The organism is Streptomyces sp. NPDC048637, assembly GCF_040650675.1.
In the GTDB taxonomy this organism is placed as follows: domain Bacteria; phylum Actinomycetota; class Actinomycetes; order Streptomycetales; family Streptomycetaceae; genus Streptomyces.
The window spans coordinates 39,233-65,262 of record NZ_JBEZHQ010000013.1 but is presented as its reverse complement, the minus strand read 5'-3'; the positions used below and the strand labels follow the sequence as shown (position 1 = coordinate 65,262).

Below are 26,030 nucleotides of genomic sequence, written 5' to 3'. Positions count from 1 at the left end.
GGGACAACCGGGGCAGCGCGGTGGACGGCGGACCGGAGCGGGACCGTCGACGGACGGCCCCGGCGTCAGAGCAGGTGGCGGAGGGCGCGGTCGCGGACCATCAACGCCGCGCGTTTCGCGGGCAGTTCGATCTCGTCGGCGTAGCGGAACCCCGCGCTCAGGAAGGCCGCGACGGAGGCGGTGTTGCGCAGATCGGGCTCGGCGATGACCCGCGCGCACTGCGGGCGGTGGTCGAGGACCAGATCGGCGGTGGCGCGCAGCAGTGTGCCGCCCAGCCCGCGTCCCCGGTCGCCGGCCCCGCCGATGAGCAGATGGACACCGGTGTCCTGGGGCCGGGCGGGGTAGTGGCGGGCGAGAGGGTCGAGGTCGGCGCGGTAGACCTCCCAGTAGCTCATCGGGACACCGGCCAGCACCCCCAGGCAGGGCACGCTGCGGCCGTCGCCGTCGAGCTGGCCGCGCAGATGGGCCGCGGTGATCTCCGGCGGGCCCGCCAGCTCCCAGAAGGCCGCGACGGCCGGATCGTTCATCCAGCCCGTGATCCGGCCGAGATCGCGCTCCGGCCGGACGGGCACCAGCGCGAACGGCCCGGCGGGGGTGTCGGCCGCTCCCCAGCCCGCCGGGTTCCCGAGCAGCGGGCCGGCGGCCGGGGCCGGCGGCCGCTGACCGTCGTCGGACAACGCGCTGCCGTCCGGCGGGAGCTGCCGGGCAAGGGTGTCGTCGGAGCCGAAGCTGAGGACGGGGTCGGTGGGTGGCACGGCGACGCTCTCCTCTCGTGGCCGCGTGCCGCGTGGCCGTATGGGTCGCGGGGCGCCGGCGCCGGGGACTGGATGCGGGGGCCTGCTGTCGGGGGTCGCGGTGGGCGGCTACGGGGCGAGGGGGTTGGGGAGGGTGACGTAGACGGACTGGGTTTCGACCGGGCCGACGAGTTCGTCCAGGCCGTGCAGCCGGGTCGCCAGGTTGGCCTTGCAGCGCAGGGTGCGGGCGGCCAGCAGCTGCTCGGGGAGCGGCGAGCGGTGCGCCTGCGGAGCCGCGGCGGCATCGGCGAGGAACCGGCGGAAGGCGGCGAGCAGGATCTCCTCGCGGACCAGGCGCTGGGAGCCGAAGGCCCCGATGAGGCCGAGGACGTTGTTGATGCCGAGGTAGTAGGCGAAGCGTTCGTCGGTGACGTCGTCGGCGACGAAGGTGTCGCTGGCCGCGCCGATGCCGGGCAGCCGTCGTTCCAGTTCGGCGCGGCGCGAGGTGCGGAAGTAGTAGCCCTGGTTGTCGCGGTAGCGGCCGCCGACCGGCCAGCCGTCGGGGTCAAGCAGCACCACGGTGTTCTGCTGGTGGGCCTCCAGCACGATGCCGGCCGTGCCGTCGAGCCACAGCACGGGCCGTACGACCGCTTCGAGGTAGCGCAGGAACCACTCGGTGGCCACCGCGCCCAGGGGGCGGCCGGTGCGGGCGCTGAGCGTGCCGACGAGATCTTCGAGCCGGGAGCGCACGCCCGAGCGGCCGGGCCAGGGCCGGGGGGAGGTGAGGCCGGCGAGGCAGACGGCGTCGTCGGTGGTGCTGAAGGGGTTGTGGCGGATGACGACATCGAGGCCCTGGACGGGTTCGCCGTCGAAGCCGTCGACGGCGAGATAGGCCGGGTCGCGGACGATGTCGAAGCCGGGGTGGACGGTCTGCCACTGCTTGGCGAGGCCGGTGCGCAGCAGCCGGTGGACCTCGACACCGCGGGCCAGTTCCTTACGGAGGTTCTCCCGGCGGGAGTTGGTGATGCGCAGCCCGAGGGAGAGCTTGAGCATGGCGTCCGCGCCGGGGCGGTAGACCGTGCGGACGGAGGAGGTGGGGTGCCAGAGCGGGCCGTGGGCGCCGAGGTCGCACAGCAGACCGGCCGCGCGGAGGGCGGTGACGTCGGGGCGGTCGGCGAGTTCCCTGGCCTGCCAGGGGTGCAGCGGCAACGGCACGGTGTCGTCGGGGAGTTGGCATCCGCTCCCCGCGATTTCCCTGGTGAGCTGATCGGCCGGTACGGGCTTGCCGCGTTCCGTCCAGGCGGAGTCGGCGGCCAGGACGGAGCGGTGCACGGCCATCCAGTGCAGGGGGAAGGCGCCGCGCAGTTCGGGCGAATAGGCGCGGGTCTCGGCCTCGGAGAGACCTTCGCGGCTCTTGGGTGTGGGGTGCAGCGGGTGGCCGAGGAGGAGGGACTGTTCGGCTTCGAGGAAGAGGGCGCCGTGGTCGTCGGCGGGCCGGGCGCGCCGGTCGGTGAGGAAGACGGCGACATTGCGGACGGAGTTGGCGACCCGGCCGACGAGTTCGGCGCCGTCGCCGTCCGGTGCCTGCTGCGGTGTGCCGGCCGGCTCGGGCCGCTCCGCGCCGTCCGGCACCCGGTGCTCGCCGCCGTCAAAGGCCCGCCGGTCGCCGTGTGCGGCCTCCCGGCGCAGCAGCGCGGCGAGGGTGACGGCGTCCAGCGGAGCGGCGCCGACCGGGGCGCTTTCGAGGGTGGGGGCGCCCAGGCGGTGCCAGCCGGTGGGTGACCAGTAGCGGACGGGGATGATCAGGGCGCTCGCGGCGGCCCGCAGCGGGAGGCGCAGCCGGCCTTCGGCGGGGTGGTGGGTGCCGCTCTCCCGGAGCCAGCAGCGCAGGAGGTGCTCGATGCCCGCGGCGTCGGCGGCGACCGCCGGGTCCGGGTGGTCGAGCGGGTCGTGGTCGCCGGTGCGGGCGCGGTCGTGCGGGCCGGGGGCGCCCTTGGGGACGGCCCGGTCCGGGAGCTCGTGGGGCTGCTGGTGGCAGGCCTCGTCCGGGGCGCGCCGCTGCTGGCGCGGTACCGACTCGATGGTGCCCGCGCCCTGGTGGGCGGGGACGCGCTCGGCGGGCTGACCGCCGTCGGGGCCGGGGCGTTCGTTCATGGGGTGGTGCCTCGCATTGTCGTGGGGGACGAGCCCGTCGGCCCGGGGGTGGTGCGGACCGCCGCCGCGATGGTGTCGGCGAGGCGGTCGAGGATCGCGTCCGCCTGTTCGTCGGTGATGGTCAGGGGTGGCAGCAGCCGGACGACGGCGGAGTGCCGGCCGCCCAGTTCGACGATCAGGCCGCGGTCCAGGCAGGCGTCCCGGACGGCGACGGCGAGCCCGGGGTCGGCGGGGCGGGCGCCCGTGGCGTCGGCGGCGGCCTCGCGGTCGACGAGTTCGACGCCGAGCATCAGGCCGCGGCCGCGGACCTCGCCGATGCAGTCATGGGCGGCGGCGAGGGAGCTGAGCCGGGCGAGCATCCGGGCTCCGAGCTCCCCGGCACGCCGGTCGAGGCCGTTCGTGCGGACATAGGCCAGGGTGGCGGCACCGGCCGCCATGGCGAGCTGGTTGCCACGGAAGGTGCCGGCGTGGGCGCCGGGCTGCCAGGCGTCCAGTTCCTCGCGGTAGACGATCACGGCGAGCGGCAGGCTGCCGCCGATCGCCTTCGACAGCACGATCACGTCGGGCACGATGCCGCTGTGGTCCACCGCCCAGAAGGCGCCGGTGCGGCCGACACCGGTCTGCACCTCGTCCACGATCAGCGGGATCTGCCGGGCGGCGGTGATCTCCCGCATCCGCCGCAGCCAGCTATCCGGTGCGGGAATCACCCCGCCCTCCCCCTGGACGGGTTCCAGGATCATCCCGGCCGGGCGGGGCACCCCGCTCTTGTGGTCGTCGAGCAGGCTCTGGGTCCAGCGCGCGGCGAGTTCGGCGCCGCGCTCGCCGCCGGTGCCGAAGGGGCAGCGGTAGTCGTACGGATAGGGGAGCCGGACCACGCTGGTGTGCTGCGCTCCCCCGGAGGCGGCGAGCGCCTCCGCGGTCATGCCGTGGTAGGCACCGGAGAAGGCCATCAGACCGTCCCGCCCGGTCGCGGTGCGGACGAGTGTGAAGGCAGCCTCGACAGCGTCCGTGCCGGCCGGGCCGCAGAACTGGATGCGGGCCTTTTCGGCCAACTCTCCGGGCAATGTGGCGAAGAGCTCCGTGGTGAAGGCGTCCTTGACGGGCGTGGCCAGGTCGAGGACGTGCAGTGGCGCGCCGGAGTCGAGGACCGTGCGGATCGCTTCGAGCACCACCGGGTGGTTGTGGCCGAGCGCCAGGGTGCCGGCGCCGGAGAGACAGTCGAGATAGCGCCTGCCGTCGGCGCCCTCGATGGTGAGCCCGCGGGCGCGCACCGGGACGATGGGCAGCGAGCGCGCATAGGTGCGGGCAGCGGACTCGCGCAGGGACTGCCGGCGCAGGATCCCCTCGTGGGCCGGTGCCGCCGGCACGGTTTCGGTCAACGCCACGGCAGTTGTGTCCTCCTGCTGGTGAGCTGCTGAAGGCCGCGGGCCCTGCGGGCGGCCCGGCCGTCCCCCGTCCGTACCAACGACGGTGGCGACGCGGGATCACGGTTGTCGCCAAGATCCTTGGCGGCCTGGAACCGGGGACCCGAGTACCGCCGTCCCCATCGTCACCGGCATAGTGGGGTGTTGCGCCGGGATCTTGAGGTTCATGACAAAGAACGACCCCGGCACACCATCAGCTCACGTCACACCGGCTCAGTCCGATTCACCAGGGGGAACTCACCCATGCGATCCATACGTCGGCCAGTCCTGGCCGCCGCCGCTCTCACCGCCGTCATGGCGCTGACCGCCACCGGCTGCGGGCCGGAGGGCGGCAACGCGGACGCCAAGCCCACCCAGGGCGCCGGCCAGGAAGCGGGCGGGGGTGACTTCAAGATCCCTCAGGACATCCAGGACAAGCTCAAGGAACACGGCGTCGACCTGGACAAGTGGAAGAACGGCGAGTGGAAGAACTGGGACCGGGACAAGTGGCTCCGGGAGGCCGGGGAGTTCATCAACCCGATCATCAAGGACTTCTGGGACAAGGACAAGATCGACAAGGTCAAGCCGCCCCAGGACCCCAGCAAGCCTGAGGACATCTCCGAGGACCAGGGCAAGACCGACCCCGAGCCGGCCGCCGTCCCGGCTCAGCCCGTCAAGACCCCGTACACCTCCACCGCCCCCGGCGTGGGCCTGCTGCTGTTCAGCACCCCGCAGGGCGAGTCGCGTTGCTCCGCCACCGTCGTCAAGGACCCGGCGCACCCCGGTAAGTCCAACCTCGTGTGGACCGCGGCCCACTGTGTGCACGCCGGCAAGAGCGGCGGCTGGTACCGCAACATGATGTTCGTGCCGAACTTCAACAAGACCGGCGGTTCCGAGGGCCAGTTGAAGAACAAGCCCTTCGAGGACCGGGTCCCGTCGGGCAAGTGGTGGGCCGACGACATGGCGACGTCCCAGCAGTGGATCAAGGCCGGCGGCGCCGTTCCGGGTGTCCCGATGGCTCCGTACGACTACGCGCTGATGCATGTGAAGCCGGAGCAGAACACCGGCGGCAAGTCGCTGGAGGAGATGGCCGGCGGCGCCTACAAGGTCGACTTCAACGCCCCGGCGATGGCCAAGATCCCGAGCCTGACCGCGCAGGGCTACCCGGCCGAGCCGCCCTTCGACGGTGCGGCCCAGCAGCAGTGCACCGACAAGCCGACCCGCCTGTCGATGGACGCCAAGAAGCCGACCATGTACCGGATCGGCTGCACCATGACCGGTGGCTCCTCCGGTGGCCCCTGGTTCGTCAAGGGCGCGGACGGCAAGCCGACCCTGATCTCCAACATGTCGATGGGGCCGCGTCCGGCCCGCTGGTCGGCCGGCCCGCACCTGGGCCCCGAGGCCAAGGGCCTGTTCGACAACATGAGCAAGAAGTGGGCGAGCAAGCAGTAGTCGCGTGAGGTGGGTGGTGCCGGACTGCACCACTCACACCCGCCCATGGGCAGGACGAAGGCCCGCCCCCGGTCTCCCGGGACCCTGACTCTGTCGGGGATCTTGAGGATCCCCGGCGGGGCAGCATGATCAACAGGCATGCTCGGCTCTGTTCATGGACCGATGCAGTTGTCGAGGTGCCCGTTGTCGCTCCACGCCCGTTCTGGTGAGCAAGTCCCTTCTCTGACTGTGCAGATGGCGCGAGCGAGCAACCCGGGCGGGACAACGGCGATGTGGGTGAGAGACCACCTGGGCGGGCTGTGGCGTGACGAGGACTTCGCCGACTGGTACCCGCGCGACGGCCGCCCGGGGCTCTCGCCCGCCCAACTGGCCACCGTCTGCGTGCTGCAGTTCCTGCTCGGTCTGTCGGACCGGCAGGCGGCCGAGGCGGTTCGCTGCCGCATCGATTTCAAGTACGCGCTGGCCATGGAACTGGACGATCCCGGCTTCCACCACAGCGTGCTGGCCGACTTCCGCGAGCGTCTGGCCGAGGAGGGCCGGGCCGACCGTCTCCTCGACCTCGCGCTCGCGCGCCTGAAGGACGCCGGTCTCGTCCGCGAGCGCACCACCCAGCGCACGGACTCCACCCACGTCCTGGCCGCGGTGCGTGACCTGACCCGGCTGGAACTGGTCACCGAGGCCGTCCGCGCCGCGCTGGAAGAGCTGGCCGGCACAGCTCCGCACCTGCTGGCCGGCTTGGTGGACGAGGAGTGGGGGCGCCGCTACGGCCGCCCGGTCCGTCTGGGCAAGAACCCCACTCGTCCCAAGACCAGGGTCCTCGCCACAGGCCGCGACGCCGTCCGGCTGATCGAGCACCTCGGGCAGCACGGGGCGGATCGCCTGTCCGGTCCCCGGCTCCAGGCCCTGCGGCACATCATGGTGCAGAACTACTACCGCGACGGGGCCGGCCGCCTGCGCTGGCGCACCGCCGAGGACGGCGGGCTGCCGCCCTCGTCCATCGCGGTCGTCTCGCCCTACGACCCCACGGCCCGCTACGCGCGCCGCGGTCACGTCACCCGGTGGAAGGGGTTCGTCGCGCACCTCACCGAGACCTGCACTCCCGACGGCGTCAACGTGATCACGGACGTGGCCACCACCCACGCCACCAGCTACGACGCGAAGGCTCTGCCCGGCATCCACACCCGGCTCAAGCGCCGCGGGCTGCTGCCCGCCGAGCATCTGGTCGACGGCGGCTACACCTCCCTGGTCCATCTGGAGCAGGCAGCCCGCGAACACCAGGTCACGGTCACCGGGCCACTGCCGGTCAACACCACCCGCCAGGACCGCAAGAACAACGGCTTCGGCCGCGACGACTTCCGCATCGACTTCGACCGCCAGCAGGTCACCTGCCCCCAAGGCGAGATCAGCCGGGGATGGCACGGCCCCTACCCGACCTCCTCGCCCACTGCGGCGCCTTTGATCGTGGCACGGTTCACCAAGAGCCAGTGCCGTCCCTGCCCAGTCCGCACCCGCTGCACGACCACCACCGACAGCGCCCGAACCGTGGGCTTTCCCCCGCGAGAACTCCGTGACCTGCAACTCCGAGTCCGCGCCGAGCAACAGACACCCGAATGGCAAGCCCGCTATGCGGTTCGCTCCGGAGTGGAAGGCACCATCAACGAGCTCGCTCACGGACACGGCATGCGCCGCTGCCGCTACCGGGGACAGCACAAAGCCCATCTGCAGCACGTGTTCACAGCCATCGCCGCAAACATCGAGCGCCTCAGCCGACGGCCGCCGACCGGACAAGCACCCCCGTCACGACCGCCGACCGCCTTCCAGAACTTCCTGGACCAGCACGGAATCCCCTGGCCGAGGTCTTGGCGGTCCGCCAGAGACTGAGCGGACCGCCAAGATCCCCGACAGAGTCAGGGTCCCGGTCTCCCGGGGGCGGGCCTTTTGCCGCTGTACTACCGGGCCGTCAGGCAGCCGGCACGAACGGCTGGAACTCGGCGGCCAGCTCCTCGTGCACCCGTGCCTTGAGGACCGTGCCGTCCGCGGTGTGCTCCTCGGAGATGACCTCGCCCTCGGCGTGTGCCCGCGAGACCAGGGCGCCCTGGGTGTAGGGCACCAGTACCTCGATCTCGACCTGCGGCCGGGGAAGTTCCTCGTCGAGCAGGGTCAGCAGCTCCGCCATGCCCTGGCCCGTACGGGCCGAGACGGCGAGCGCGTGCTTCTCCTGGCGCAGCAGTCGCTGCAGCACCAGCGGATCGGCCGCGTCGGCCTTGTTGACCACCACGATCTCGGGCACGTCCGTCGCGCCCACCTCGCGGATCACCTCGCGTACCGCGGCCAGCTGCTCCTCCGGCACCGGGTGCGAGCCGTCGACCACATGCAGGATGAGATCGGACTCGCCGACCTCCTCCATCGTGGAGCGGAACGCCTCGACGAGGTGATGCGGGAGATGCCGGACGAAGCCGACGGTGTCGGCGAGGGTGTAGAGCCGCCCGCTGGGCGTCTCGGCCCGTCGGACGGTCGGGTCCAGAGTGGCGAACAGGGCGTTCTCCACCAGGACACCGGCGCCGGTCAGGCGGTTGAGCAGGGAGGACTTGCCGGCGTTGGTGTAACCGGCGATGGCGACCGAGGGGACCTTGTTGCGCCGGCGTTCCTGGCGCTTGATGTCCCGGCCGGTCTTCATCTCCGCGATCTCCCGGCGCATTTTCGCCATCTTCTCGCGGATCCTCCGCCGGTCCGTCTCGATCTTGGTCTCACCGGGACCACGGGTGGCCATACCGCCGCCCGCCGAACCGGAGCCACCGCCACCCATCTGCCGGGAGAGCGACTGACCCCAGCCACGGAGCCGGGGCAGCATGTACTGCATCTGCGCCAGCGCGACCTGCGCCTTGCCCTCCCGGGACTTGGCGTGCTGGGCGAAGATGTCGAGGATCAGAGCGGTCCGGTCGACCACCTTGACCTTGACGACATCCTCCAGGTGGATCAGCTGGCCCGGGGAGAGCTCACCGTCACACACCACGGTGTCCGCCCCGGATTCGAGCACGATGTCCCGCAGCTCCAGGGCCTTGCCCGAGCCGATGTACGTGGCCGGGTCGGGCTTGTCACGGCGCTGGATGACGCCGTCGAGCACCAGGGCGCCGGCGGTCTCGGCGAGGGCGGCGAGCTCGGCGAGCGAGTTCTCCGCTTCCTGGACCGTGCCGGTGGTCCAGACGCCGACGAGCACCACCCGCTCCAGGCGGAGCTGTCGGTACTCGACCTCGGTGACGTCCTCGAGCTCGGTGGAAAGGCCCGCTACACGGCGTAGTGCGGCACGTGCCGAGCGGTCGTACTGGTCGCCGTCACGCTCCCCGTCGATCTCGTGGCTCCAGGCGACGTCCTCTTCCATCAGGGCGTTCGCCCGAAGGCTCTCGGGGAGGCGCTGCCGGTCCTGCGGAAGGGAAGAAGAGGAGGTCATTTGATCCTTCGCGTCGTTGGGAAGCCCTCACGGGGACCTGGCGGTCCCACCGGGACTGTCGTCGTGGCGACCGTCGCGGTGGTGCCGCGGCCGTCGCTGGTGTCAACGTCCGAGCCGTCCCGGAGATTCCCGGGCCGGGCCGGTGCCGACCCCACGATGGTCCCACGACCGGCAGGGGCCGTCACGCGGGTTTCCCGGGGTTTGCGGCGGCTCCCTTGGGTCCTGCGGGGGCCGGAGCGGCTCCCTTGGCCCCGGGACCGGGGGCGACCCCCTTGGGCGCCGGCTTGTCCGCGCCCTTCCTGGGCTGCCACTGCGGCTGCCCCGGCATCGGCGGGGTCCGGTCGCCGTAGAGCCATCCCTGGAAGAAGTCGGTGAGGTTCTCTCCGGAGACCTGGGAGGCCAGCTGGACGAAGTCGGCGGTGTCGGCCACACCGTCGCGGTGCCGGGTCACCCACTCGCGTTCGATCCGGTCGAAGGCGGCGGGGCCGATCTTCTGCCGCAGCGCGTAGAGGACCACCGCACTGCCGTCGTAGACGATCGGGCGGAAGATGCTGATCTTCTGCCCCGGGCTGGGAGTCTTGGGCGCGGCGGGCGGCCCGCCCTCGGCGCGCCAGCCGTCGGACTGTTCGTAGGCGTGGCGCATACGGGCCTCCAGAGAGGCCCGGCGGTCGCCCTTCTCCTGGGCGTAGAGGGCCTCGTACCAGGTGGCATGGGCCTCGTTGAGCCAGACGTCGGACCAGCGGCGCGGGCTGACGCTGTTGCCGAACCACTGGTGGGCCAGTTCGTGCACCATCACGGACTCGACGTACCAGGCTGGCAGCTGGTCGGTGGTGAACAGGGCCTTCTCGAAGAGCGACAGGGTCTGGGTCTCCAGCTCGAACCCGGTCCTCGCGTTGGCGATCAGCACCCCGTACGCCTCGAAGGGGAACGGACCGATCTTGCGCTCCATCCAGGCCACATGGCCCGGGGTCTTGGCCAGCCAGTGCGCCAGGGTGGCCCGGTCCGCGGTCGGTACGACATCGCGGAGGGGCAGACCGTGCGGCCCGTGGCGCAGCAGCACGCTGGACTTCCCGATGGAGACCTGCGCCAGCTCGGTGGCCATGGGGTGGGTGGTGCGGTACGTCCAGGTGCGGCGCCCCGCGCGGGTGCCGGGGCGCAGGGGCAGCCCGTTGGCGACGGCGGTCAGCTGCTGGGGCGCGGTGATGTGGAAGGTGAAGAGCGCTTTGTCGGAGGGGTGGTCGTTGCAGGGGAAGACACGGTGCGCGGCGTCGGCCTGGTTGGCCATCGCGAGCCCGTCGGAGGTGCGGATCCAGCCGCCGTCGCTTTTGCCGCGGGGGTCGCTGGTGTGCTCGATGGAGATCTTCAGTTCCTGCCCCCGGGAGACGTGGAAGGCCGGGATGAGCACCAGGTCCTCGCCGTGCTGCTCGTGCCGGGCGGCCAGGCCGCCGATCTTCACGGAGCGGACGGCGGCGCGGGCGAAATCGAGGTTGAGGTGGTCGAGCTCGCTGGTGGCGCGGGCGGTGATCTCGGTGGTGGCGTTCAGCGGCCGGTCGTTGTGGCCGGAGTAGTCCAGGGTGACGTCATAGGACGTGACGTCGTAGCCGGTGTTGCCGAGGGTGGGGAAAAGGCGGTCGCCGAGGCCCTGCGGCCCCACGGCCGGCGGCTCGGCCACGCCGAGGGTGGCCAGGGCGGCCAGCCCGAGGGCGGTGGCCCGCAGACCGGTCGACCGGCCCCGCCCGCTCGGGCCACGGGACAGGGCGGGGACGGGGCGGTCGGGGTCGCGGGACGGGCGGCGCAAGGGAAGGGACATGAACTACGGCTACCAACGCGGCCCCCTCCCCCGCGGGTGACGGGGCAAACGGCACCCGAACGGGCGGCGGATCGGGCATCCGTCTTACGCCGCCGGACGGAGGCGCTGCCGACGGGCCGTCAGCTGTCGGCCCCCTGGGCCCTTCAGGGACGCAGGGCCGCGGGCTGCCGGGACCGGCCGGCGCGCAACACGTCGAAGACGCCGGGCACTTGGCGCATGGCGCGCATCAGGGACGGCAGCCCGGCGGCGTTCGGGAGATGCAGCGTGTAGGTGTGGCGGACCCGCTGCTCGTGCGGGGGTTCGACGGCGGCCGACACCACGGCGGCGCCCTGGGAGGCGATGGCTTCGGTGAGGTCGGCCAGGAGGTGCGGCCGGCTGAAGGCCTCGGCCAGGAGGGTGACCCGGCAGCCGTGGCCGCCCTGGCCGGCGCCGCGCCAGCGCACCCCGACCGGCTGCCGGCCGGTGGCCGCCATCCGCGCCACGACGGGGCACAGGGCGCGGTGCACGGTGACCGTGCCGCCACGTACGGCGAAGCCGGTGACGGCGTCCGGCGGCACCGGGGTGCAGCAGCGGGCCAGCCGCACCGCCGCACCGGGCAGATCCGCCACCGCGAGGGCCGAGGCGGGGACGACCGGGTCCGCTCCGGGGCGGTCGTGCCCCGTGCTGCGGCGGTCGGCGGGAGGCGCCGCCGTCAGCCCCTCGCCGGGGCCTGCCGGGCGGGCGCAGGACTCCCGTGATCCGGCCAGCCACCGGGCGATGGCCAGCCGGGCGGCCGGGGTACGGGCGTGCTCGAGCCATTCGGGAGAGGGACCGGCCGCGGAGTCCGGAGCCATCAGCAGCTGCAGGCTGTCGCCGTCGTGCAGGACGGTGGAGAGGGTGGCGAGCCGGCCGTTGACGCGGGCGCCGATGCAGCAGTGCGCCGCCTCGCCGTGCCGTTCGTACGCGGCGTCCACGCAACTCGCTCCGGCGGGCAGGCCGATGACGCCGCCCGTGCCGCCGGACGAGCCGTCCGGCGGGGCGTCGGTGCAGAAGACGGTGATCTCCCGGTCCTGGGCGAGATCGTCCCGCAGGGAGGTCCAGAACGTGTCCGGGTCGGGGGTGGTGCGCTGCCACTCCAGCAGCCGGGAGAGCCATCCGGGGCGGGTCGGGTCGGCCCGCTCGCCCTCCGGGGCGTCCACGCCGTCCGTGGGGGCGTAGGGGTTGCCGAGCGCGATCACCCCGGCCTCGGCGACCCGGTGCATCTGGTGCGTACGGATCAGGGTCTCGGCGACCTCCCCGGACGGGCCGGTGACCGCGGTGTGCAGTGACTGGTAGAGGTTGAACTTGGGGGCCGCGATGAAGTCCTTGAACTCGGAGATCACCGGGGTGAAGCAGGTGTGCAGCTCGCCGAGGACGGCGTAACAGTCGGCATCCTCGGCCACCAGCACCAGCAGCCGCCCCAGGTCCGCGCCGGTCAGCTCACGGCGGGCGAGGCGCACCCGGTGGACGGAGACGAAGTGCCGGGGCCTGACGAGGACTTCGGCGTCGATACCGGCCTCGTCGAGGACCGTGCGTACCCGCTGCGCGAGGGCGGCGAGCGGATCGGGCCGGGAGGTGTACTCCATGACCAGGGCCCGGGTGGTGGCGTACTCCTCCGGGTGCAGGATCGCGAAGACCAGGTCCTCCAGCTCGGCCTTCAGCGCCTGGACGCCGAGGCGTTCGGCGAGCGGGATCAGCACATCGCGGGTCACCTTGGCGATCCGGGCCTGCTTCTCGGGGCGCATCACGCCGAGGGTGCGCATGTTGTGCAGCCGGTCGGCGAGCTTGATGGACATCACCCGGACGTCGTTGCCGGTCGCCACCAGCATCTTGCGGAAGGTCTCCGGCTCGGCGGCCGCACCGTAGTCGACCTTCTCCAGCTTGGTGACGCCGTCGACGAGATAGCAGACCTCGGCGCCGAACAGGTCCCGCACCAGATCCAGTGTCACTTCCGTGTCCTCGACGGTGTCGTGGAGCAGGGAGGCGGTCAACGTCGTGGTCTCCGCGCCGAGTTCGGCGAGGATGAGGGTCACCGCGAGCGGGTGGGTGATGTACGGCTCGCCGCTCTTGCGCAGCTGGCCGCGGTGCGAGGACTCGGCGAGCAGATAGGCCTTGGTGAGGGTGTCCAGGTCGGCGTCGGGGTGGTGGCCGCGGTGCACCTTGGCGACGTGTTCGAGGGCGTGCGGGAGGCCGTCGCGCGGGGCCGGGCCGAGCAGCGCGGCGCGGCCGATGCGGCGCAGCCCTCTGAGTTCCAGTCGGCGGCGGCCGCGCTTGCGGCCCGCTGCTCCAGGATTACCAGGGTTAGTGGCCTCTGCGCTCATGGGCACCTCCGGCAGCGTCGACCGGCGGTGGGACGCGTCAGTTCGGGCGTCCGGGCCGGTGCTTGATGCTACCGAGCCCATCACGCACCGCTGTCCACCTCTCGCCCAGCGTGATACGGATCACCCGTTCGAGCGAATCCTTTGGCCGGAACCGCCTCTCGGACAGGGCCCGGGAGCCGGAACGCCGCAGGTCACGTCAGGCGAGCGCGGCGGCCAGCCAGGCGGGGTCGAAGGTACCCTCGGCGACGATCTCGGCCGGGCCGGTCATCTCGACCGTGCCGTCGGGCTGCTCGGTGATCGAGAGGCTGCCGCCGAGCACATCGACCGTGTACGTGACGGGCGCAGCGGTCTCGGCGGGGTCCAGCCCGTCCCGGCGGGCGGTGGCGACGGCCACCGCGCAGGCGCCGGTGCCACAGGAGCGGGTCTCGCCCGAGCCGCGCTCATGGACCCGCATCGCCACATGGCGCGGCCCCCGGTCGACGACGAACTCGATGTTCACGCCGTCCGGATAAACCGACGCTGGGCTGAACGGCGGTACGGCCAGCAGGTCGCCGGCGTGGGCCAGATCCTCGACGAAGGCGATCGCGTGCGGATTGCCCATGTTCACGTTGCGGGCCGGCCAGCTGCGGCCGCCCAGTGTGACGACGACGCTCTCCTCGGGGAGTTCGGCGCGGCCCATGGAGACCGTGACATCGCCGGTCTTGGCGACGTGGACGCGGCGTACGCCGGCGCGGGTGGCGATGGCGAGGTCGCCGGCCTCGACCAGGCCGGCGTACAGCAGATAGCGCGCGAAGACACGGACGCCGTTGCCGCACATCTCGGCGATCGAGCCGTCACCGTTGCGGTAGTCCATGAACCACTCGGCCTCGTCGGCCTGGGCCTGCGCCTCGGGGTGTGCGGCGGAGCGAACGACGTGCAGCACGCCGTCGCCGCCGAGGCCGGCCCGCCGGTCGCAGATCCTGGCGACAGCGGTCGCGGAAAGGTCGAGCCGGCCGTCCGGGTCGGGGACGATCACGAAGTCGTTCTCGGTGCCGTGGCCCTTGAGGAAGGCGATGCGCTGCGTGCTGGTCACCCTTGCATCGTACGGGGAGGGCGGGCGGAGCGACTGTACGGGCCCTGGGGGAAGGGGGTGGGCGGCGGGGAAAAGACGGGCGGCATGAAACGGGGGCGGCATAAAAAGGGAAGCGGCACAAAAACGGCCTGCCTACCACCAGCCGGCCCAGGCCTGCCACAAGCGGCAACGGCAGCCAACGGCAACCCGCCCGGCTGAGCCGCCCCCTGCGTCAGCGCAGCCGGGCCACGCGCCAGATGGCCAGCGACGCCGGAATGGCCACCAGGACGGCGTAGATCAGCACCACGCGCCAGCCGACGCGGCGGCCGGAGCCCTGCGCCGGGAGGCCGGGCCAGGTGTGGCCGACGCGGCGGGCGGCCATCATGCCCCAGCCTGCGGCGCAGCAGCACAGCAGCAGGCCGAGCATCGCGATCATCGCGCCGCCGTCGCCGCCCAGCTCGAAGGCGAGGGGGAAGGCGAACATCAGCGAGCCGAGGGCGGCGAGCGCGACGATCGGCGCCAGCTGCCACAGCCGCAGCCGGCGCGGCGGGCGCAGCTCCCGGAAGGACTCGCCGCCCTCGCCGGGGCCGTCGGCGCCGGATTCCGGGGCGTCGGAGTCGTCCAGGGCGTCGGGGTCGTCCAAGGCGTCGGTGAGCGGTCCGCTGCCGGCACCGCCGGCGCCGGACAGGCTGTCGTCGGGGTCCGGACCGTCATCGGTCAGGGGTGCCGTGTCGGCGCCGCTGTCCGGTTGCTGCGCTCCGTTGCGAGGGCCGGCCTCCATTGCCACGCGCCCTCCCCACTGCAGACTGCACGCCTCGATCGAAGGTCGATGATGACACGCCCTCAGGGGCCCGGATGACGGCCGGAGCGTCCCGATGCCATGACGTGATCAGGCTGTGACCGGTCGTTCGAGCAACGCCAGTGCCTGCTCCGGAAGTTCCCCCCGGTGCTCGGCGGCGCCGCTGAGCCAGTGGACCCGCGGGTCCCGGCGGAACCACGAGTCCTGGCGGCGCGCGAAGCGCTTGGTGGCGCGCACCGTCTCGTCACGCGCCTCCTGGTCGGTGCACTCCCCCGCGAGCTGGGCGAGCACCTGCTGGTAGCCGAGCGCCCGGGAGGCCGTACGGCCCTCGCGCAGCCCCTCGGCCTCCAGCCGGCGCACCTCGTCGACCAGGCCCGCCTCCCACATGCGGTCGACCCGCCGCGCGATCCGCTCGTCGAGCTCGGGGCGCGCGACATCAACGCCGATCTGCAGGGTGTCGTAGACCGCTTCATGGCCGGGGAGGTTGGCGGTGAAGGGGCGGCCGGTGATCTCGATGACCTCCAGGGCGCGCACGATGCGGCGGCCGTTGCTCGCCAGGATCGCGCGGCCGGCCTCGGGGTCGGCGGCGGCCAGCCGGGCGTGCAGGGCGCCGCTGCCCGATGCGGCCAGTTCGGCCTCCAGGCGGGCGCGTACCTCGGGGTCGGTGCCGGGGAAGTCGAGCGCGTCGATGGCACCGCGTACGTAGAGGCCGGAGCCGCCGACCAGGACCGGGGTGCGGCCCTCGGCGAGCAGCCGGTCGATCTCGGCGCGGGCCAGCCGCTGGTACTCGGCGACGCTGGCGGCGCGGGTCACGTCCCAGATGTCCAGGAGGCGGTGCGGAACGCCCTGCTGCTCCTCGGGCGTGAGTTTGGCGGTGCCGATGTCCATGCCGCGGTAGAGCTGCATGGAATCGGCGTTGATGACCTCGCCCCCCACGTGCTGCGCGAGCGCGACGCCCAGATCGGACTTTCCGGCCGCGGTGGGACCGACGACGGCGATGACCCGCGGAGCGGGAACGGCGGTGTTCACCCCGTCAGTCTTGCAAACATCACGCCCCCATCTCGAACGAGCGACGTGACGGGCCACCGGTGACCTCGTTGCCTGTTGCGAGGTCCCGAGAGCCGGAGCAGCACCCGGCCGCCCGCGGGCGGCGCAACGGTCCGCTCCCGGGCGGCCGGGGATTTCGCCATATGAAGAGCGTAGGAGCAGTTATGGGCGTGTTTTCGCGGTTTCGCCGCCGTAAGTCCGAAGCGATGCCGGAGGAAGGCGCCGCTACGGCGGTGACGGCCGAGGCGGAGGAGCCGACAGCGCCGGCGGCTTCGGCGGACACCGGGGATACCGGGGATGCCGGCGACTCCGCGGACGATGCGGAGCGCCCGGCAGCGGCCGAAGCGGAGGATGCGGGGGCCCCGGAGGCGTCCGGTGACACGACGGCGGCGGACGCCGGGGCGCCGCGGGCGGAGCAGGCCGGCGAGAGCGCCGGGATCCCCCGGCAGCAGTCGGCGGAGGCCGCCGCGGACAGCGAGAGCACCCGGCACCAGGCGCGCTGACCGGAGCACCGCCACAACGGCCGCGAGGCGCTGCAGCCCGCGGCCGTTGCCGTACCCGTCGTGCGGTCGCGCTACGACCAGGCCGCCACGAAGTAGCCCACGCCGTAGGGGGCCTCCTCGCGGAGCAGCCGGCCGCTCAGGCCCGCGCCCCGGGCCGCCCCCGCCAGGACCTGCCAGCAGGCCCGTCCGGACGCCTGGAGGCCGGCGGCCGGCTCCTCGTCGAGCGCGGCCAGCGCGGCGATGTCGGCGTCGCCCAGGGCGCGGGCCACCCCGGCGTCGAAGGCCTCGGCCCGCTCGTCGAAGTAGCCGGGCGCCTTCACCGTCCGGCAGGCGCTGCCGTCCCCCATCACCAGCAGTGCGACCCGGGGAGCGGCCGCGGCGATCTCCTGGCCCATCGCGAGACAACGGTCGCGGGGCAGCGACTGTGCCACCCCGAGCGCCTCCACGGGGGCGTCGTCCCAGTCCGTACGGGACAGCAGCCAGGCCCCGACGGACAGCGACGGCGGAAGGTCCCGGTCCGGTGCCCTCTCCGCGGCGCCCAGCGGCACTTCGAGATCCACCCCGAAGCCGCGGAAGGAGCCGATGGTGCCCTGGGGGTACGGGCCGCGGCCGGCCTCGTCGACGGGCCCGAGGACGACCAGCCGGTCGGGACGGGCCGCGGCGAGCACGCCGACCGCGTCCAGACAGGCGGCGCGCAGCGCATCGAGTTCGGGTGCCGCCCCGGCGGCCACCTCCGGGACGAGCAGCGGCGGGCAGGGGCTGACGGCGGCGGCTACGAGCATGACACGCAGCGTAACGCCCCTGGTGCGGGACCGGTCGCCGTGCCCTGCGGGCCGCCCGGCGCGGGCCGGGTCAGTCGCAGCCGCAGCCGGCGGCGGGCGCCGGGCTCGGCGCCGGGGCCCCGATGGTGGGCAGGCCCAGCAGCACGCCCTTGGGCTTCTCCGCCGGGGCGGCGTTGCGCTTCTCCCAGGCGTCCCCGGCCCGGGTACGGCGGACGCCCTGGGCCGGGCCCTCCGCCAGGAGGTGGTGCGGAGCGGCGTAGGTGATCTCGACGGTCACCACATCGCCGGGGCGGACCGGCTCGTCGGGGCGGGTGAAGTGGACCAGTCGGTTGTCGGGGGCGCGGCCGGACAGGCGGTGGGTCGCCTCGTCCTTGCGGCCCTCGCCCTCGGCGACCAGGACCTCCAGGGTGCGGCCGACCTGCTTCTTGTTCTCCGCCCAGGAGATCTCCTCCTGGAGGGCGACCAGGCGCTCGTAGCGTTCCTGGACGACGGCCTTGGGGATCTGGCCGTCCATGTCGGCGGCCGGGGTCCCGGGGCGCTTGGAGTACTGGAAGGTGAAGGCCTGGGTGAAGCGGGACTCGCGGACCGTGTGCAGGGTCTGCTCGAAGTCCTCCTCGGTCTCGCCCGGGAAGCCGACAATGATGTCCGTGGAGATGGCGGCGTCCGGCATCGCGGCGCGCACCTTCTCGATGATGCCGAGGAAGCGCTCCTGGCGGTACGAGCGGCGCATCGCCTTGAGGACGGTGTCCGAGCCGGACTGGAGCGGCATGTGGAGCTGCGGCATGACGTTGGGCGTCTCGGCCATGGCGGCGATGACGTCGTCGGTGAAGTCGCGGGGGTGCGGCGAGGTGAAGCGGACCCGCTCCAGGCCCTCGATCGTGCCGCAGGCGCGCAGCAGCTTGCTGAACGCCTCGCGGTCGCCGATGTCGGAGCCGTAGGCGTTGACGTTCTGGCCGAGCAGGGTGATCTCGCTGACGCCCTCGGCGACCAGTGCTTCGATCTCGGCGAGGATGTCGCCGGGCCTGCGGTCCTTCTCCTTGCCGCGCAGCGCGGGCACGATGCAGAAGGTGCAGGTGTTGTTGCAGCCCACGGAGATGGAGACCCAGGCCGCGTAGGCGCTCTCCCGCCGGGTGGGCAGGGTCGAGGGGAACGCCTCCAACGATTCGGCGATCTCGACCTGCGCCTCTTCCTGGACGCGGGCACGCTCCAGCAGCACCGGCAGCTTGCCGATGTTGTGCGTCCCGAAGACCACATCGACCCAGGGGGCCTTCTTGACGATGGTGTCGCGGTCCTTCTGGGCGAGGCAGCCGCCCACGGCGATCTGCATACCGGGCCGCGCGGCCTTCTTCGGGGCGAGCTGGCCGAGGTTGCCGTAGAGCCGGTTGTCGGCGTTCTCCCGCACCGCGCAGGTGTTGAAGACCACTACATCGGCGCCGTCACCCTCGCCGTCCTTGGGAGCGGGCACGTATCCGGCCTCTTCCAGCAGGCCGGACAGCCGCTCGGAGTCGTGGACGTTCATCTGGCACCCGTAGGTGCGGATCTCGTAACTCTTGTTGACGCCCACTGCCTGGCTCCGGTCGCTGCTGCTCATGCCACAAGGGTAGGCGGTGCCGGAAGTACCTCCCGACGCCGGAGGCCCGCGCGGGATCATCCGGCTCCGGGCGCAGCAGGGCGGGGCGGGTGACCGCTCACAGGGCCAGCACGAGGGCGGCGCCGAGGCCGCCGGCCCCCAGGGCGAAGGCGGCGCTGCGCCAGCCGCCGTGCCCCCAGCGGAAGGGCCGGTCGAGAGCGAAGCGGCCGGGTCCGGTGGCCGCGACGGTCAGCGCGACGACGGCGATGATCAGCGGATATTCGAAGCCGCCGGTCTCCGTCCAGAGCCCCTTGGGCGCCGCGAGGGCCACGGCGTTGATCATCACGCCGATCAGTGCGGCGGCTGCCAGGGGGGTGAGCAGACCGGCGGCGAGGCCGAGGCCGCCGAGGAGCTCCGAGGCTCCGGCGAGGCCGGCGAAGAAGGGGCCGGGGCGGTAGCCGATGGCCTCGAAGCCCTTGGCGGTGGCGTCGAGCCCGTGGCCGCCGAAGAGACCGAAGAGCTTCTGGGCGCCATGGCCGGCCAGGATCAGTCCCACGGTCAGCCGCAGAAGGAGCAGCCCGACATCGGCGGCGGCCGGGGGCGGGCGGACGGCTTCGGACCTGGCACGGGTGTCGGACCGCAGTTCGGTGCGCGGTTTCATGAGGTGTCGCTTCCCGCACCGGCGCGTCTGGGGGCCGCGGTGTGGGGCACCGGCGCCGGTGCGCTCAGGGTGGAGGGATTCTCTCGGTGTGCGCGCCGCCGGGCGCGCGGTGGGGACGTGCCGGGTCCCCGCTGGGTCATGAGGTGGGAAGGGGCGGCCCGCTGCCGCCGGAGCGGATCGGGCGCCACTTCGCCACCGTAACTCCTGCTGATCTGCGTGCAAGCCTCAGGCGGCGGCGCTCGGGCCCGGCACCCGGCCCCGGCACCCGGGCCATGGCGCCCGGCCGCTGCCGGCGCGCGAGCCGAGGGCGGCCGGCGGTGCCGCACCCACAGCCGGGAGAGCCGGTCCGGCCACCGCTGATATCGCCGGACCGGGCCCCACCCCTCCCCTTCCCGCCGCGGTCCTGGCAGGATCCCGCCCATGGTCACAGCACTCCCCCGCACCGGCCGCCGAGCCGCCCAGGCGGCGATCGCGGCACTGGTCGCCCTCGGGCTGGGGCTGTGGTGGCTGATGTCGATGGGCGGTACGCCCGTTCCCCGGGGGCAGGTGACGCTGGCGACGGGTGTGCCGACCGGCGTCTATGCGCGCTACGGGGAGCTGCTGAAGCAGGATCTGGCCCATGACATGCCCGAGGTGGATCTGCGGCTGACCCGCAGCGAGGGCTCCATCGACAATCTGCGGCAGCTGATCGCGGGGCGTGCGGAGTACACCATCGCGACGGCCGACGCGGTGGCCGCGTACAAGGTCAGGGGCGAGCCGGGCGCGGACCGGCTGCGGGCCTGCGCGCGGCTGTACGACGACTACATGCAGCTGGTGGTGCCGAAGGGCTCCGCGGTGCGCTCGACGAAGGATCTGCGGCGGCTGCGGGTGGGTGTCGGGGCCGACAGCTCCGGCGTCCAGCTGATCACCCGGCGGCTGGTGGAGGCGGCCGGGCTGGACTTCGACAGGGACATCGAACCGGTGCGGGTCGGCATCGACCGGATGCCGGAGCTGCTGGAGCAGCACAAGCTGGATGCGTTCTTCTGGTCCGGCGGGCTGCCGACGACGGCGGTGCAGCGGCTGGCGCAGCGCTTCCCGGTGCGGCTGGTCCAGCTCGGGGATCTGAGCGAGGCGCTGCACCGGCAGGGGGAGCGCACCCGCTACTACCGGGCCGCGGTGATGCCCGCCGACGCCTACCCGATGGCCCAGGGCGGGCAGGCGGTGAAGACGATCGCGGTGGCGAATCTGCTGGTGACGACGGACCGCGAGGATGCCGCACTGACCGAGGGCATCACCCGGACCGTCATCGACAGCCGGGACTGGATCGGCCGCCAGGTGCATGCCGCGCAGAGGGTGGATCTGCGGACGGCGGTGTTCACCGACCCGCTGGAGCTGCACACCGGCGCCCGGCGCTATTACGTGTCCCAGAAGCCTTGAATTACGTGTTCCAGAAGCCCTGATTTACGTGTCCCAGAGGCCTGAGGCGTCCGCCCCGGGGACCGCAGGGCGTGCCCGGGAACGGACCGGGGCCCGCACCGGACGTGCCGGTGCGGGCCCCGATCGCGGGACGCGAGGTGCGTCAGGCGGCGACGATGTTCTCCGCCTGCGGGCCCTTGGGGCCCTGGGTCACGTCGAAGGTGACCTTCTGGCCCTCGAGGAGCTCACGGAAGCCCTGCGCGGCGATGTTCGAGTAGTGGGCGAAGACATCGGGGCCGCCGCCGTCCTGCTCGATGAAGCCGAAGCCCTTTTCCGAGTTGAACCACTTGACGGTGCCGGAAGCCATGTTTTTCTCCTTCATGGGGCAAGCCGGAGACCACACTGCGCGGCCTCCTTGTCGCCGAGATGATTGCCCCACACCGGAACAGGTCCGGATAACAAGGAACGCCCGGGGCTTCCAGCCACCGGGCGCGCACAAAGTTCATGGGTACCACAACTGCAACGTCATTGACGGTAGCACAGTCAGCCGGACTGTCCAGCGCCCCGCACGGCTCCCCTCACGGTGCGGTGCGCGGCACGGTGACGGTGACCTTCAGCCCGTGCGGCGGATGCGGGGCATAGGCGATGGTGGCGCCGCCCGCGGTGAGCAGGGCGCGGGTGATCGACAGGCCGAGTCCCGAACCGGAGACGTTCTGGTGGCGGCTGCTGCGCCAGAAGCGGTCACCGACCCGGGAGAGCTCGTCGTCGGTCAGGCCGGGGCCCCGGTCGGTGACGGTGACGTGGACACGCTCGCCGTCGGGTGCGACGCCGACGGTGACCGGACGGCCCTGCGGGGTGAACTTCAGGGCGTTGTCGATCACGGCGTCCAGGGCGCTGGAGAGGGCCACCGGGTCGGCCCAGCCGGTGACGGCGCTCTGCCCCTCGTAGGTGAGGCCGACGCCCTTGTCGTCGGCCAGCGGGCGCCAGGAGTCGACGCGTTCCACGGCCAGCGCCGCGACATCGGTGAGCTGGAGGTCGGCGGCGGTGTGTTCGGCGAGGGCGAGATCGAGCAGATCGTCCAGGACCCGGGCCAGCCGTTTGCCCTCGGTGCGGACCGAGGCGATCTCCGCGTTGCCGTCGGGGAGTTCGAGGGCCAGCAGCTCGATCCGCAGCAGCAGCGCGGACAGCGGGTTGCGCAGCTGGTGGGACGCATCGGCGACGAAGGCGCGCTGCTGCTCCAGGACGTCCTCGACGTTGTCGGCCATCTCGTTGAAGGAACGGGCCAGCCGGCGCAGCTCCGGCGGGCCTGCGGTGACGGCGACCCGGGCGTTCATCCGGCCGGTGGCGATGTCGTGGCTGGCCGCGTCCAGGACCCGTACGGGCCGCAGCACCCAGCCCGTGAGGCGGAAGGCCGCGGCGACGGCGACGAGCATGGCCGCGCACTCGCCGGCCGCGATCAGCAGCCAGCCGCGCAGGACGTGCGAACGCATCTGCCCCGTGGGCGAGTCGGTCATGACGACGGCGACCACATCGCCGTCGCGGATCACCGGTGAGGCGACCGGGATGCGGCCATTGTCGTCCCAGGGCCAGACCTGATGCGGGTCATGGCTGCGGCGGCCGGCCAGCGCCTCACTGAAGGCTCGTGCGGCCTCACCGTCATGGGGTACCGGCAGGCCGGCGGGAGCGGCGGCCATGGGGGTGCGATCACGGTAGAAGACACCGGCACGTATGCCGTAGAGGTTGTAGTAGCGCGCGAGCTCGGTACGGAGGGTGGCGCGCCGCTCGTCCTCCTCCGGGGTCTTGTTCCGGGCGTCCGCGTCGGGGCGGGCGGTGACGAACTGGGCGAGGGAGGCGAAGCGGGCGGCGTCGTCGATGCGGTCGACGACCACCCGCTGCTGCTCCACCCCGGCCGTGATGACGCCGAGCGGGATGCCGAGCGCGAGCAGGACACCGGCCATGAGGACGATGAGGAGCGGGAGGAGTCGGGTGCGCACGTGGTCGCGGCGGCCGTCAGGAGGCCGGGGCGGCGGACGTCCGCACCCCCGGGCCGGTGGCCGGGACGACCAGGCGGTAGCCGACGCCGCGCACCGTCTCGATCAGCGCGGGCATGCGCAGTTTGGCGCGGAGTGAGGCGATATGCACCTCCAGGGTCCGGCCGGTGCCCTCCCAGCTCGTGCGCCACACCTCGCTGATGATCTGCTCCCGGCGGAAGACCACCCCGGGGCGCTGGGCGAGCAGTGCGAGCAGGTCGAACTCCTTGCGGGTGAGCGGGACCGCGGAGCCGTCCACCGACACCTGGCGGGTGGAGAGTTCGACGGTGACCGCGCCCAGCCGCAGCGCCTCGTCGGAGGCGCCCTCCTCGGCGGGCTGCTCACCGCCGCCGGGCGCGGTGCGCCGGCTCACCGCGTGGATACGGGCCAGCAGCTCACCGGTGTCGTACGGCTTGACGACATAGTCGTCCGCGCCGAGGTTGAGGCCGTGGATGCGGGAGCGCACATCGGAGCGCGCGGTGACCATGATGACGGGGGTCGCGCAGAGCTTGCGGATCCGGCCGCACACCTCGAAACCGTCCTGGTCGGGCAGCCCGAGGTCGAGCAGCACCACCGCGAACGGCTCCGCGGCGTCGGGCAGCAGGGCCTTGAGCGCGTCCTCGCCGTTGCGCGCGTGCACGACGGCCAGGCCGTGCTTGGCGAGCACCGCGGAAAGGGCCGCGGCCACATGATCGTCATCCTCGACGAGCAGCAGTCTCATCAGGCCTCCTCCCGGGTGCATGCGTACAGGCCACAGGGCATCTACGGCGATAGGAGGCCTACGCGTCAAGAGGCGGCCACCTCCGCGCCGCCATCCGTTACCCAGCCGGTACGCCCATGACACCACCATTGCTCCGTGTCCACCCCCGGCACCGCGCTTCACACACGGCGTCCTGTCGCGGCCGGATCGTTATGCTCAAGTTCCCCTCAGATGTAATGACGCTGGTCGCAGGGCATTACTAGGGTCCTCCCAACCGAGGAGGACGGAGCTACACGCCGATGAGCGAAGTATCGGTGACCAAGAACGCCGAGGGTCCCGCGCCGGCAGGGGACCAGCTGGTCGTGCTGGACAACGTGAACAAGCACTTCGGCGCGCTGCACGTGCTCCAGGACATCGACCTGACGATCAACCGCGGCGAGGTTGTCGTCGTGATCGGGCCTTCGGGCTCCGGCAAGTCGACGCTCTGCCGCACGATCAACCGCCTGGAGACCGTCGACAGCGGCAGCATCTCGATCGACGGGAAGCCGCTGCCGCAGGAGGGCCGCGAACTGGCCCGGCTGCGCGCCGACGTGGGCATGGTCTTCCAGTCCTTCAACCTTTTCGCGCACAAGACGGTGCTCGAGAACGTGATGCTGGGCCAGACCAAGGTCCGCAAAACGGACAAGCCGGAGGCCGCGAAGAAGGCCCGCGCCCTGCTCGACCGGGTCGGCGTCGGCACCCAGGCGGACAAGTACCCCGCACAGCTCTCCGGCGGTCAGCAGCAGCGGGTGGCGATCGCCCGTGCGCTGGCGATGGACCCGAAGGTGATGCTGTTCGACGAGCCGACCTCCGCGCTCGACCCGGAAATGATCAACGAGGTGCTGGACGTCATGCAGCAGCTCGCCCGGGACGGCATGACGATGGTCGTGGTCACTCATGAGATGGGGTTCGCGCGCTCCGCGGCGAACCGGGTCGTCTTCATGGCGGACGGCCGCATCGTCGAAGAGGCCGAGCCGAACCAGTTCTTCAACAACCCGCGCAGCGACCGCGCCAAGGACTTCCTGTCGAAGATCCTCCACCACTGAGGCCGCAGTTGGGCCACCATCATTGCCAACACTTGTTGAACCAAAGGATGTTCACCATGAGGATTCGTAAGACGGCTGCGGCCGGTGCGGTGGTGCTCGCGCTGGCGGCGACGGCGACCGCCTGTGGCGGCGAGAAGGGTGCGGCGGGCGACAAGCCGGCCGGCGGCGATGTCTTCAGCGGCAACTACAAGGTCGCCTCGGCGCCGAAGATCTCCTCGCCCGTGCTGAAGAAGGCACAGAAGGCCAAGAAGATCGTCATCGGTGTCAAGGCCGACCAGCCGTTCCTGGGCTTCAAGGACACCACCGGCAAGTACTCCGGCTTCGACATCGAGATCGCCAAGATGGTCGCCGCCGACCTCGGCTTCTCCGAGAAGCAGATCGAGTTCAAGACGATCGACTCCAACGTCCGTGAGACCACCATCTCCAACGGCCAGGTCGACTACTACGTCGGTACCTACACGATCAACGACGAGCGCAAGAAGCAGATCGGCTTCGCGGGCCCCTACTACACGGCCGGCGCGGACCTCCTGGTGAGCAAGGACAACAAGGACATCACCGGGCCGGAGACCCTGAAGGGCAAGAAGGTCTGCTCGATCGTCGGCTCCACTCCGCTGCAGGAGATCAAGAAGAAGAAGTACGGCGCCAACACCAGCGAGCAGTCCAAGTACTCGGACTGTGTGAAGTCCCTGCTGGACGGCCAGGTCGACGCGGTCACCACCGACGACGCGATCCTCAAGGGCTACGCCGCACAGCGCCCCGAGAAGCTCCGGGTCGTCGGCAAGGCGTTCACCAAGGAGCCCTACGGCGTCGGCATGAACAAGGACGACAAGGCCCTGCGCAACGCGATCACCGATGCGCTGGAGAACCACATCAAGAACGGTGACTACAAGAAGGCGTACGACGGCACACTCGGCAAGTCGAAGTCGAAGTTCGTCGCCCCGGAGACGCCGCTGCCTCGCTACTGAGGCGCTCGCGAACCCACCGGACCGTGCCGCCCCGTACGCCCGCCGCGGCGGGTGTGCGGGGCGCGCTGCCTTCGCCCGCTGCTGAATCTCTTCCCGCCGTCG

General features: G+C 72.1%; 21 protein-coding genes. 6 read left to right on the top strand and 15 right to left on the bottom strand.

Annotated elements, in window-relative coordinates; genetic code table 11:
• Positions 1 to 65: 65 nt before the first annotated feature.
• The 3 genes from AB0C46_RS18650 to AB0C46_RS18640 all read right to left on the bottom strand — a co-directional run bounded on the left by AB0C46_RS18650 (position 66) and on the right by AB0C46_RS18640 (position 4,273).
• Positions 66 to 755, bottom strand: coding sequence for a GNAT family N-acetyltransferase (locus AB0C46_RS18650; protein ID WP_362828884.1), 690 nt, complete (start codon positions 753 to 755; stop codon positions 66 to 68).
• A 108-nt stretch (positions 756 to 863) separates the two neighbouring features.
• Positions 864 to 2,888, bottom strand: a complete 2,025-nt coding sequence (locus AB0C46_RS18645) for an IucA/IucC family protein (RefSeq protein ID WP_362828883.1) — start codon at positions 2,886 to 2,888, stop codon at positions 864 to 866.
• Positions 2,885 to 4,273 (bottom strand): diaminobutyrate--2-oxoglutarate transaminase family protein, encoded by a 1,389-nt coding sequence (locus AB0C46_RS18640; RefSeq protein WP_362828881.1) that lies wholly within the window; start codon positions 4,271 to 4,273, stop codon positions 2,885 to 2,887. The genes AB0C46_RS18645 and AB0C46_RS18640 overlap by 4 nt, the downstream gene beginning before the upstream one ends.
• A gap of 282 nt (positions 4,274 to 4,555) precedes the next feature.
• On the opposite strand from AB0C46_RS18640, the gene AB0C46_RS18635 reads away from it, so the two are divergent.
• Both AB0C46_RS18635 and AB0C46_RS18630 read left to right on the top strand, forming a co-directional pair.
• On the top strand, positions 4,556 to 5,743 hold the full coding sequence (locus tag AB0C46_RS18635; protein WP_362828880.1) for a hypothetical protein: 1,188 nt from the start codon (positions 4,556 to 4,558) through the stop codon (positions 5,741 to 5,743).
• A 270-nt stretch (positions 5,744 to 6,013) separates the two neighbouring features.
• On the top strand, positions 6,014 to 7,624 hold the full coding sequence (locus tag AB0C46_RS18630) for an IS1182 family transposase (RefSeq protein ID WP_362828983.1): 1,611 nt from the start codon (positions 6,014 to 6,016) through the stop codon (positions 7,622 to 7,624).
• Positions 7,625 to 7,703: 79 nt separating this feature from the next.
• Here the strand turns inward: AB0C46_RS18630 and hflX are convergent, their stop codons facing one another.
• The 6 genes from hflX to miaA form a co-directional block, all read right to left on the bottom strand.
• Entirely contained in the window at positions 7,704 to 9,191 is a 1,488-nt protein-coding gene (gene hflX, locus AB0C46_RS18625; protein WP_362828879.1) for a GTPase HflX, read from the bottom strand.
• Between the two features lie 181 nt (positions 9,192 to 9,372).
• Positions 9,373 to 11,001, bottom strand: a complete 1,629-nt coding sequence (locus AB0C46_RS18620) for a M1 family metallopeptidase (RefSeq protein ID WP_362828878.1) — start codon at positions 10,999 to 11,001, stop codon at positions 9,373 to 9,375.
• A gap of 143 nt (positions 11,002 to 11,144) precedes the next feature.
• Entirely contained in the window at positions 11,145 to 13,340 is a 2,196-nt protein-coding gene (locus AB0C46_RS18615; protein WP_362828876.1) for an HD domain-containing protein, read from the bottom strand.
• Between the two features lie 196 nt (positions 13,341 to 13,536).
• Positions 13,537 to 14,412 carry a diaminopimelate epimerase gene (gene dapF, locus AB0C46_RS18610; protein WP_362828875.1) on the bottom strand — a complete coding sequence of 292 codons (876 nt, stop codon included), beginning with the start codon at positions 14,410 to 14,412 and terminating at the stop codon, positions 13,537 to 13,539.
• Positions 14,413 to 14,623: 211 nt separating this feature from the next.
• Positions 14,624 to 15,172 carry a hypothetical protein gene (locus tag AB0C46_RS18605; protein WP_362828982.1) on the bottom strand — a complete coding sequence of 183 codons (549 nt, stop codon included), beginning with the start codon at positions 15,170 to 15,172 and terminating at the stop codon, positions 14,624 to 14,626.
• Between the two features lie 108 nt (positions 15,173 to 15,280).
• A complete protein-coding gene (miaA, locus tag AB0C46_RS18600) occupies positions 15,281 to 16,219 on the bottom strand; it encodes a tRNA (adenosine(37)-N6)-dimethylallyltransferase MiaA (RefSeq protein ID WP_362828873.1) in 939 nt (312 codons plus the stop codon).
• Between the two features lie 188 nt (positions 16,220 to 16,407).
• Here miaA and AB0C46_RS18595 point away from each other — a divergent pair, with 188 nt between their 5' ends.
• On the top strand, positions 16,408 to 16,740 hold the full coding sequence (locus AB0C46_RS18595; RefSeq protein ID WP_362828872.1) for a hypothetical protein: 333 nt from the start codon (positions 16,408 to 16,410) through the stop codon (positions 16,738 to 16,740).
• A gap of 71 nt (positions 16,741 to 16,811) precedes the next feature.
• Here the strand turns inward: AB0C46_RS18595 and AB0C46_RS18590 are convergent, their stop codons facing one another.
• From AB0C46_RS18590 to AB0C46_RS18580, 3 genes are all read right to left on the bottom strand, one after another.
• On the bottom strand, positions 16,812 to 17,522 hold the full coding sequence (locus AB0C46_RS18590; RefSeq protein ID WP_362828871.1) for a class III extradiol dioxygenase subunit B-like domain-containing protein: 711 nt from the start codon (positions 17,520 to 17,522) through the stop codon (positions 16,812 to 16,814).
• A gap of 70 nt (positions 17,523 to 17,592) precedes the next feature.
• Complete coding sequence (miaB, locus tag AB0C46_RS18585; protein WP_362828870.1) at positions 17,593 to 19,113, bottom strand: tRNA (N6-isopentenyl adenosine(37)-C2)-methylthiotransferase MiaB; 1,521 nt, start codon at positions 19,111 to 19,113, stop codon at positions 17,593 to 17,595.
• 97 nt (positions 19,114 to 19,210) lie between these two features.
• Complete coding sequence (locus AB0C46_RS18580; protein ID WP_362828869.1) at positions 19,211 to 19,753, bottom strand: DoxX family protein; 543 nt, start codon at positions 19,751 to 19,753, stop codon at positions 19,211 to 19,213.
• Positions 19,754 to 20,173: 420 nt separating this feature from the next.
• Between AB0C46_RS18580 and AB0C46_RS18575 the strand changes: the two genes are divergently transcribed.
• Positions 20,174 to 21,169 (top strand): TAXI family TRAP transporter solute-binding subunit, encoded by a 996-nt coding sequence (locus AB0C46_RS18575; protein WP_362828868.1) that lies wholly within the window; start codon positions 20,174 to 20,176, stop codon positions 21,167 to 21,169.
• A 142-nt stretch (positions 21,170 to 21,311) separates the two neighbouring features.
• On the opposite strand, the gene AB0C46_RS18570 is transcribed toward AB0C46_RS18575, so the two are convergent.
• From AB0C46_RS18570 to AB0C46_RS18560, 3 genes are all read right to left on the bottom strand, one after another.
• Complete coding sequence (locus AB0C46_RS18570) at positions 21,312 to 21,515, bottom strand: cold-shock protein (RefSeq protein WP_006602702.1); 204 nt, start codon at positions 21,513 to 21,515, stop codon at positions 21,312 to 21,314.
• Between the two features lie 211 nt (positions 21,516 to 21,726).
• Complete coding sequence (locus tag AB0C46_RS18565) at positions 21,727 to 23,142, bottom strand: HAMP domain-containing sensor histidine kinase (RefSeq protein ID WP_362828867.1); 1,416 nt, start codon at positions 23,140 to 23,142, stop codon at positions 21,727 to 21,729.
• A 16-nt stretch (positions 23,143 to 23,158) separates the two neighbouring features.
• On the bottom strand, positions 23,159 to 23,899 hold the full coding sequence (locus AB0C46_RS18560; RefSeq protein WP_362828865.1) for a response regulator transcription factor: 741 nt from the start codon (positions 23,897 to 23,899) through the stop codon (positions 23,159 to 23,161).
• Between the two features lie 278 nt (positions 23,900 to 24,177).
• Here AB0C46_RS18560 and AB0C46_RS18555 point away from each other — a divergent pair, with 278 nt between their 5' ends.
• Complete coding sequence (locus AB0C46_RS18555; protein WP_362828864.1) at positions 24,178 to 24,963, top strand: amino acid ABC transporter ATP-binding protein; 786 nt, start codon at positions 24,178 to 24,180, stop codon at positions 24,961 to 24,963.
• 56 nt (positions 24,964 to 25,019) lie between these two features.
• Complete coding sequence (locus tag AB0C46_RS18550; RefSeq protein WP_362828863.1) at positions 25,020 to 25,928, top strand: glutamate ABC transporter substrate-binding protein; 909 nt, start codon at positions 25,020 to 25,022, stop codon at positions 25,926 to 25,928.
• Positions 25,929 to 26,030: the final 102 nt, after the last annotated feature.

Coding starts and splice junctions, on each gene's coding strand:
- AB0C46_RS18635 (WP_362828880.1), top strand. CDS start 4,556: ATGCGATCCATACGTCGGCCAGTCCTGGCCGCCGCCGCTCTCACCGCC.
- AB0C46_RS18630 (WP_362828983.1), top strand. CDS start 6,014: ATGTGGGTGAGAGACCACCTGGGCGGGCTGTGGCGTGACGAGGACTTC.
- AB0C46_RS18615 (WP_362828876.1), bottom strand. CDS start 13,340: ATGAGCGCAGAGGCCACTAACCCTGGTAATCCTGGAGCAGCGGGCCGC.
- AB0C46_RS18645 (WP_362828883.1), bottom strand. CDS start 2,888: ATGAACGAACGCCCCGGCCCCGACGGCGGTCAGCCCGCCGAGCGCGTC.
- AB0C46_RS18590 (WP_362828871.1), bottom strand. CDS start 17,522: ATGCTCGTAGCCGCCGCCGTCAGCCCCTGCCCGCCGCTGCTCGTCCCG.
- AB0C46_RS18560 (WP_362828865.1), bottom strand. CDS start 23,899: ATGAGACTGCTGCTCGTCGAGGATGACGATCATGTGGCCGCGGCCCTT.
- AB0C46_RS18620 (WP_362828878.1), bottom strand. CDS start 11,001: ATGTCCCTTCCCTTGCGCCGCCCGTCCCGCGACCCCGACCGCCCCGTC.
- miaB (WP_362828870.1), bottom strand. CDS start 19,113: ATGAGCAGCAGCGACCGGAGCCAGGCAGTGGGCGTCAACAAGAGTTAC.
- AB0C46_RS18605 (WP_362828982.1), bottom strand. CDS start 15,172: ATGGAGGCCGGCCCTCGCAACGGAGCGCAGCAACCGGACAGCGGCGCC.
- AB0C46_RS18570 (WP_006602702.1), bottom strand. CDS start 21,515: ATGGCTTCCGGCACCGTCAAGTGGTTCAACTCGGAAAAGGGCTTCGGC.
- AB0C46_RS18575 (WP_362828868.1), top strand. CDS start 20,174: ATGGTCACAGCACTCCCCCGCACCGGCCGCCGAGCCGCCCAGGCGGCG.
- AB0C46_RS18550 (WP_362828863.1), top strand. CDS start 25,020: ATGAGGATTCGTAAGACGGCTGCGGCCGGTGCGGTGGTGCTCGCGCTG.
- AB0C46_RS18580 (WP_362828869.1), bottom strand. CDS start 19,753: ATGAAACCGCGCACCGAACTGCGGTCCGACACCCGTGCCAGGTCCGAA.
- hflX (WP_362828879.1), bottom strand. CDS start 9,191: ATGACCTCCTCTTCTTCCCTTCCGCAGGACCGGCAGCGCCTCCCCGAG.
- AB0C46_RS18555 (WP_362828864.1), top strand. CDS start 24,178: ATGAGCGAAGTATCGGTGACCAAGAACGCCGAGGGTCCCGCGCCGGCA.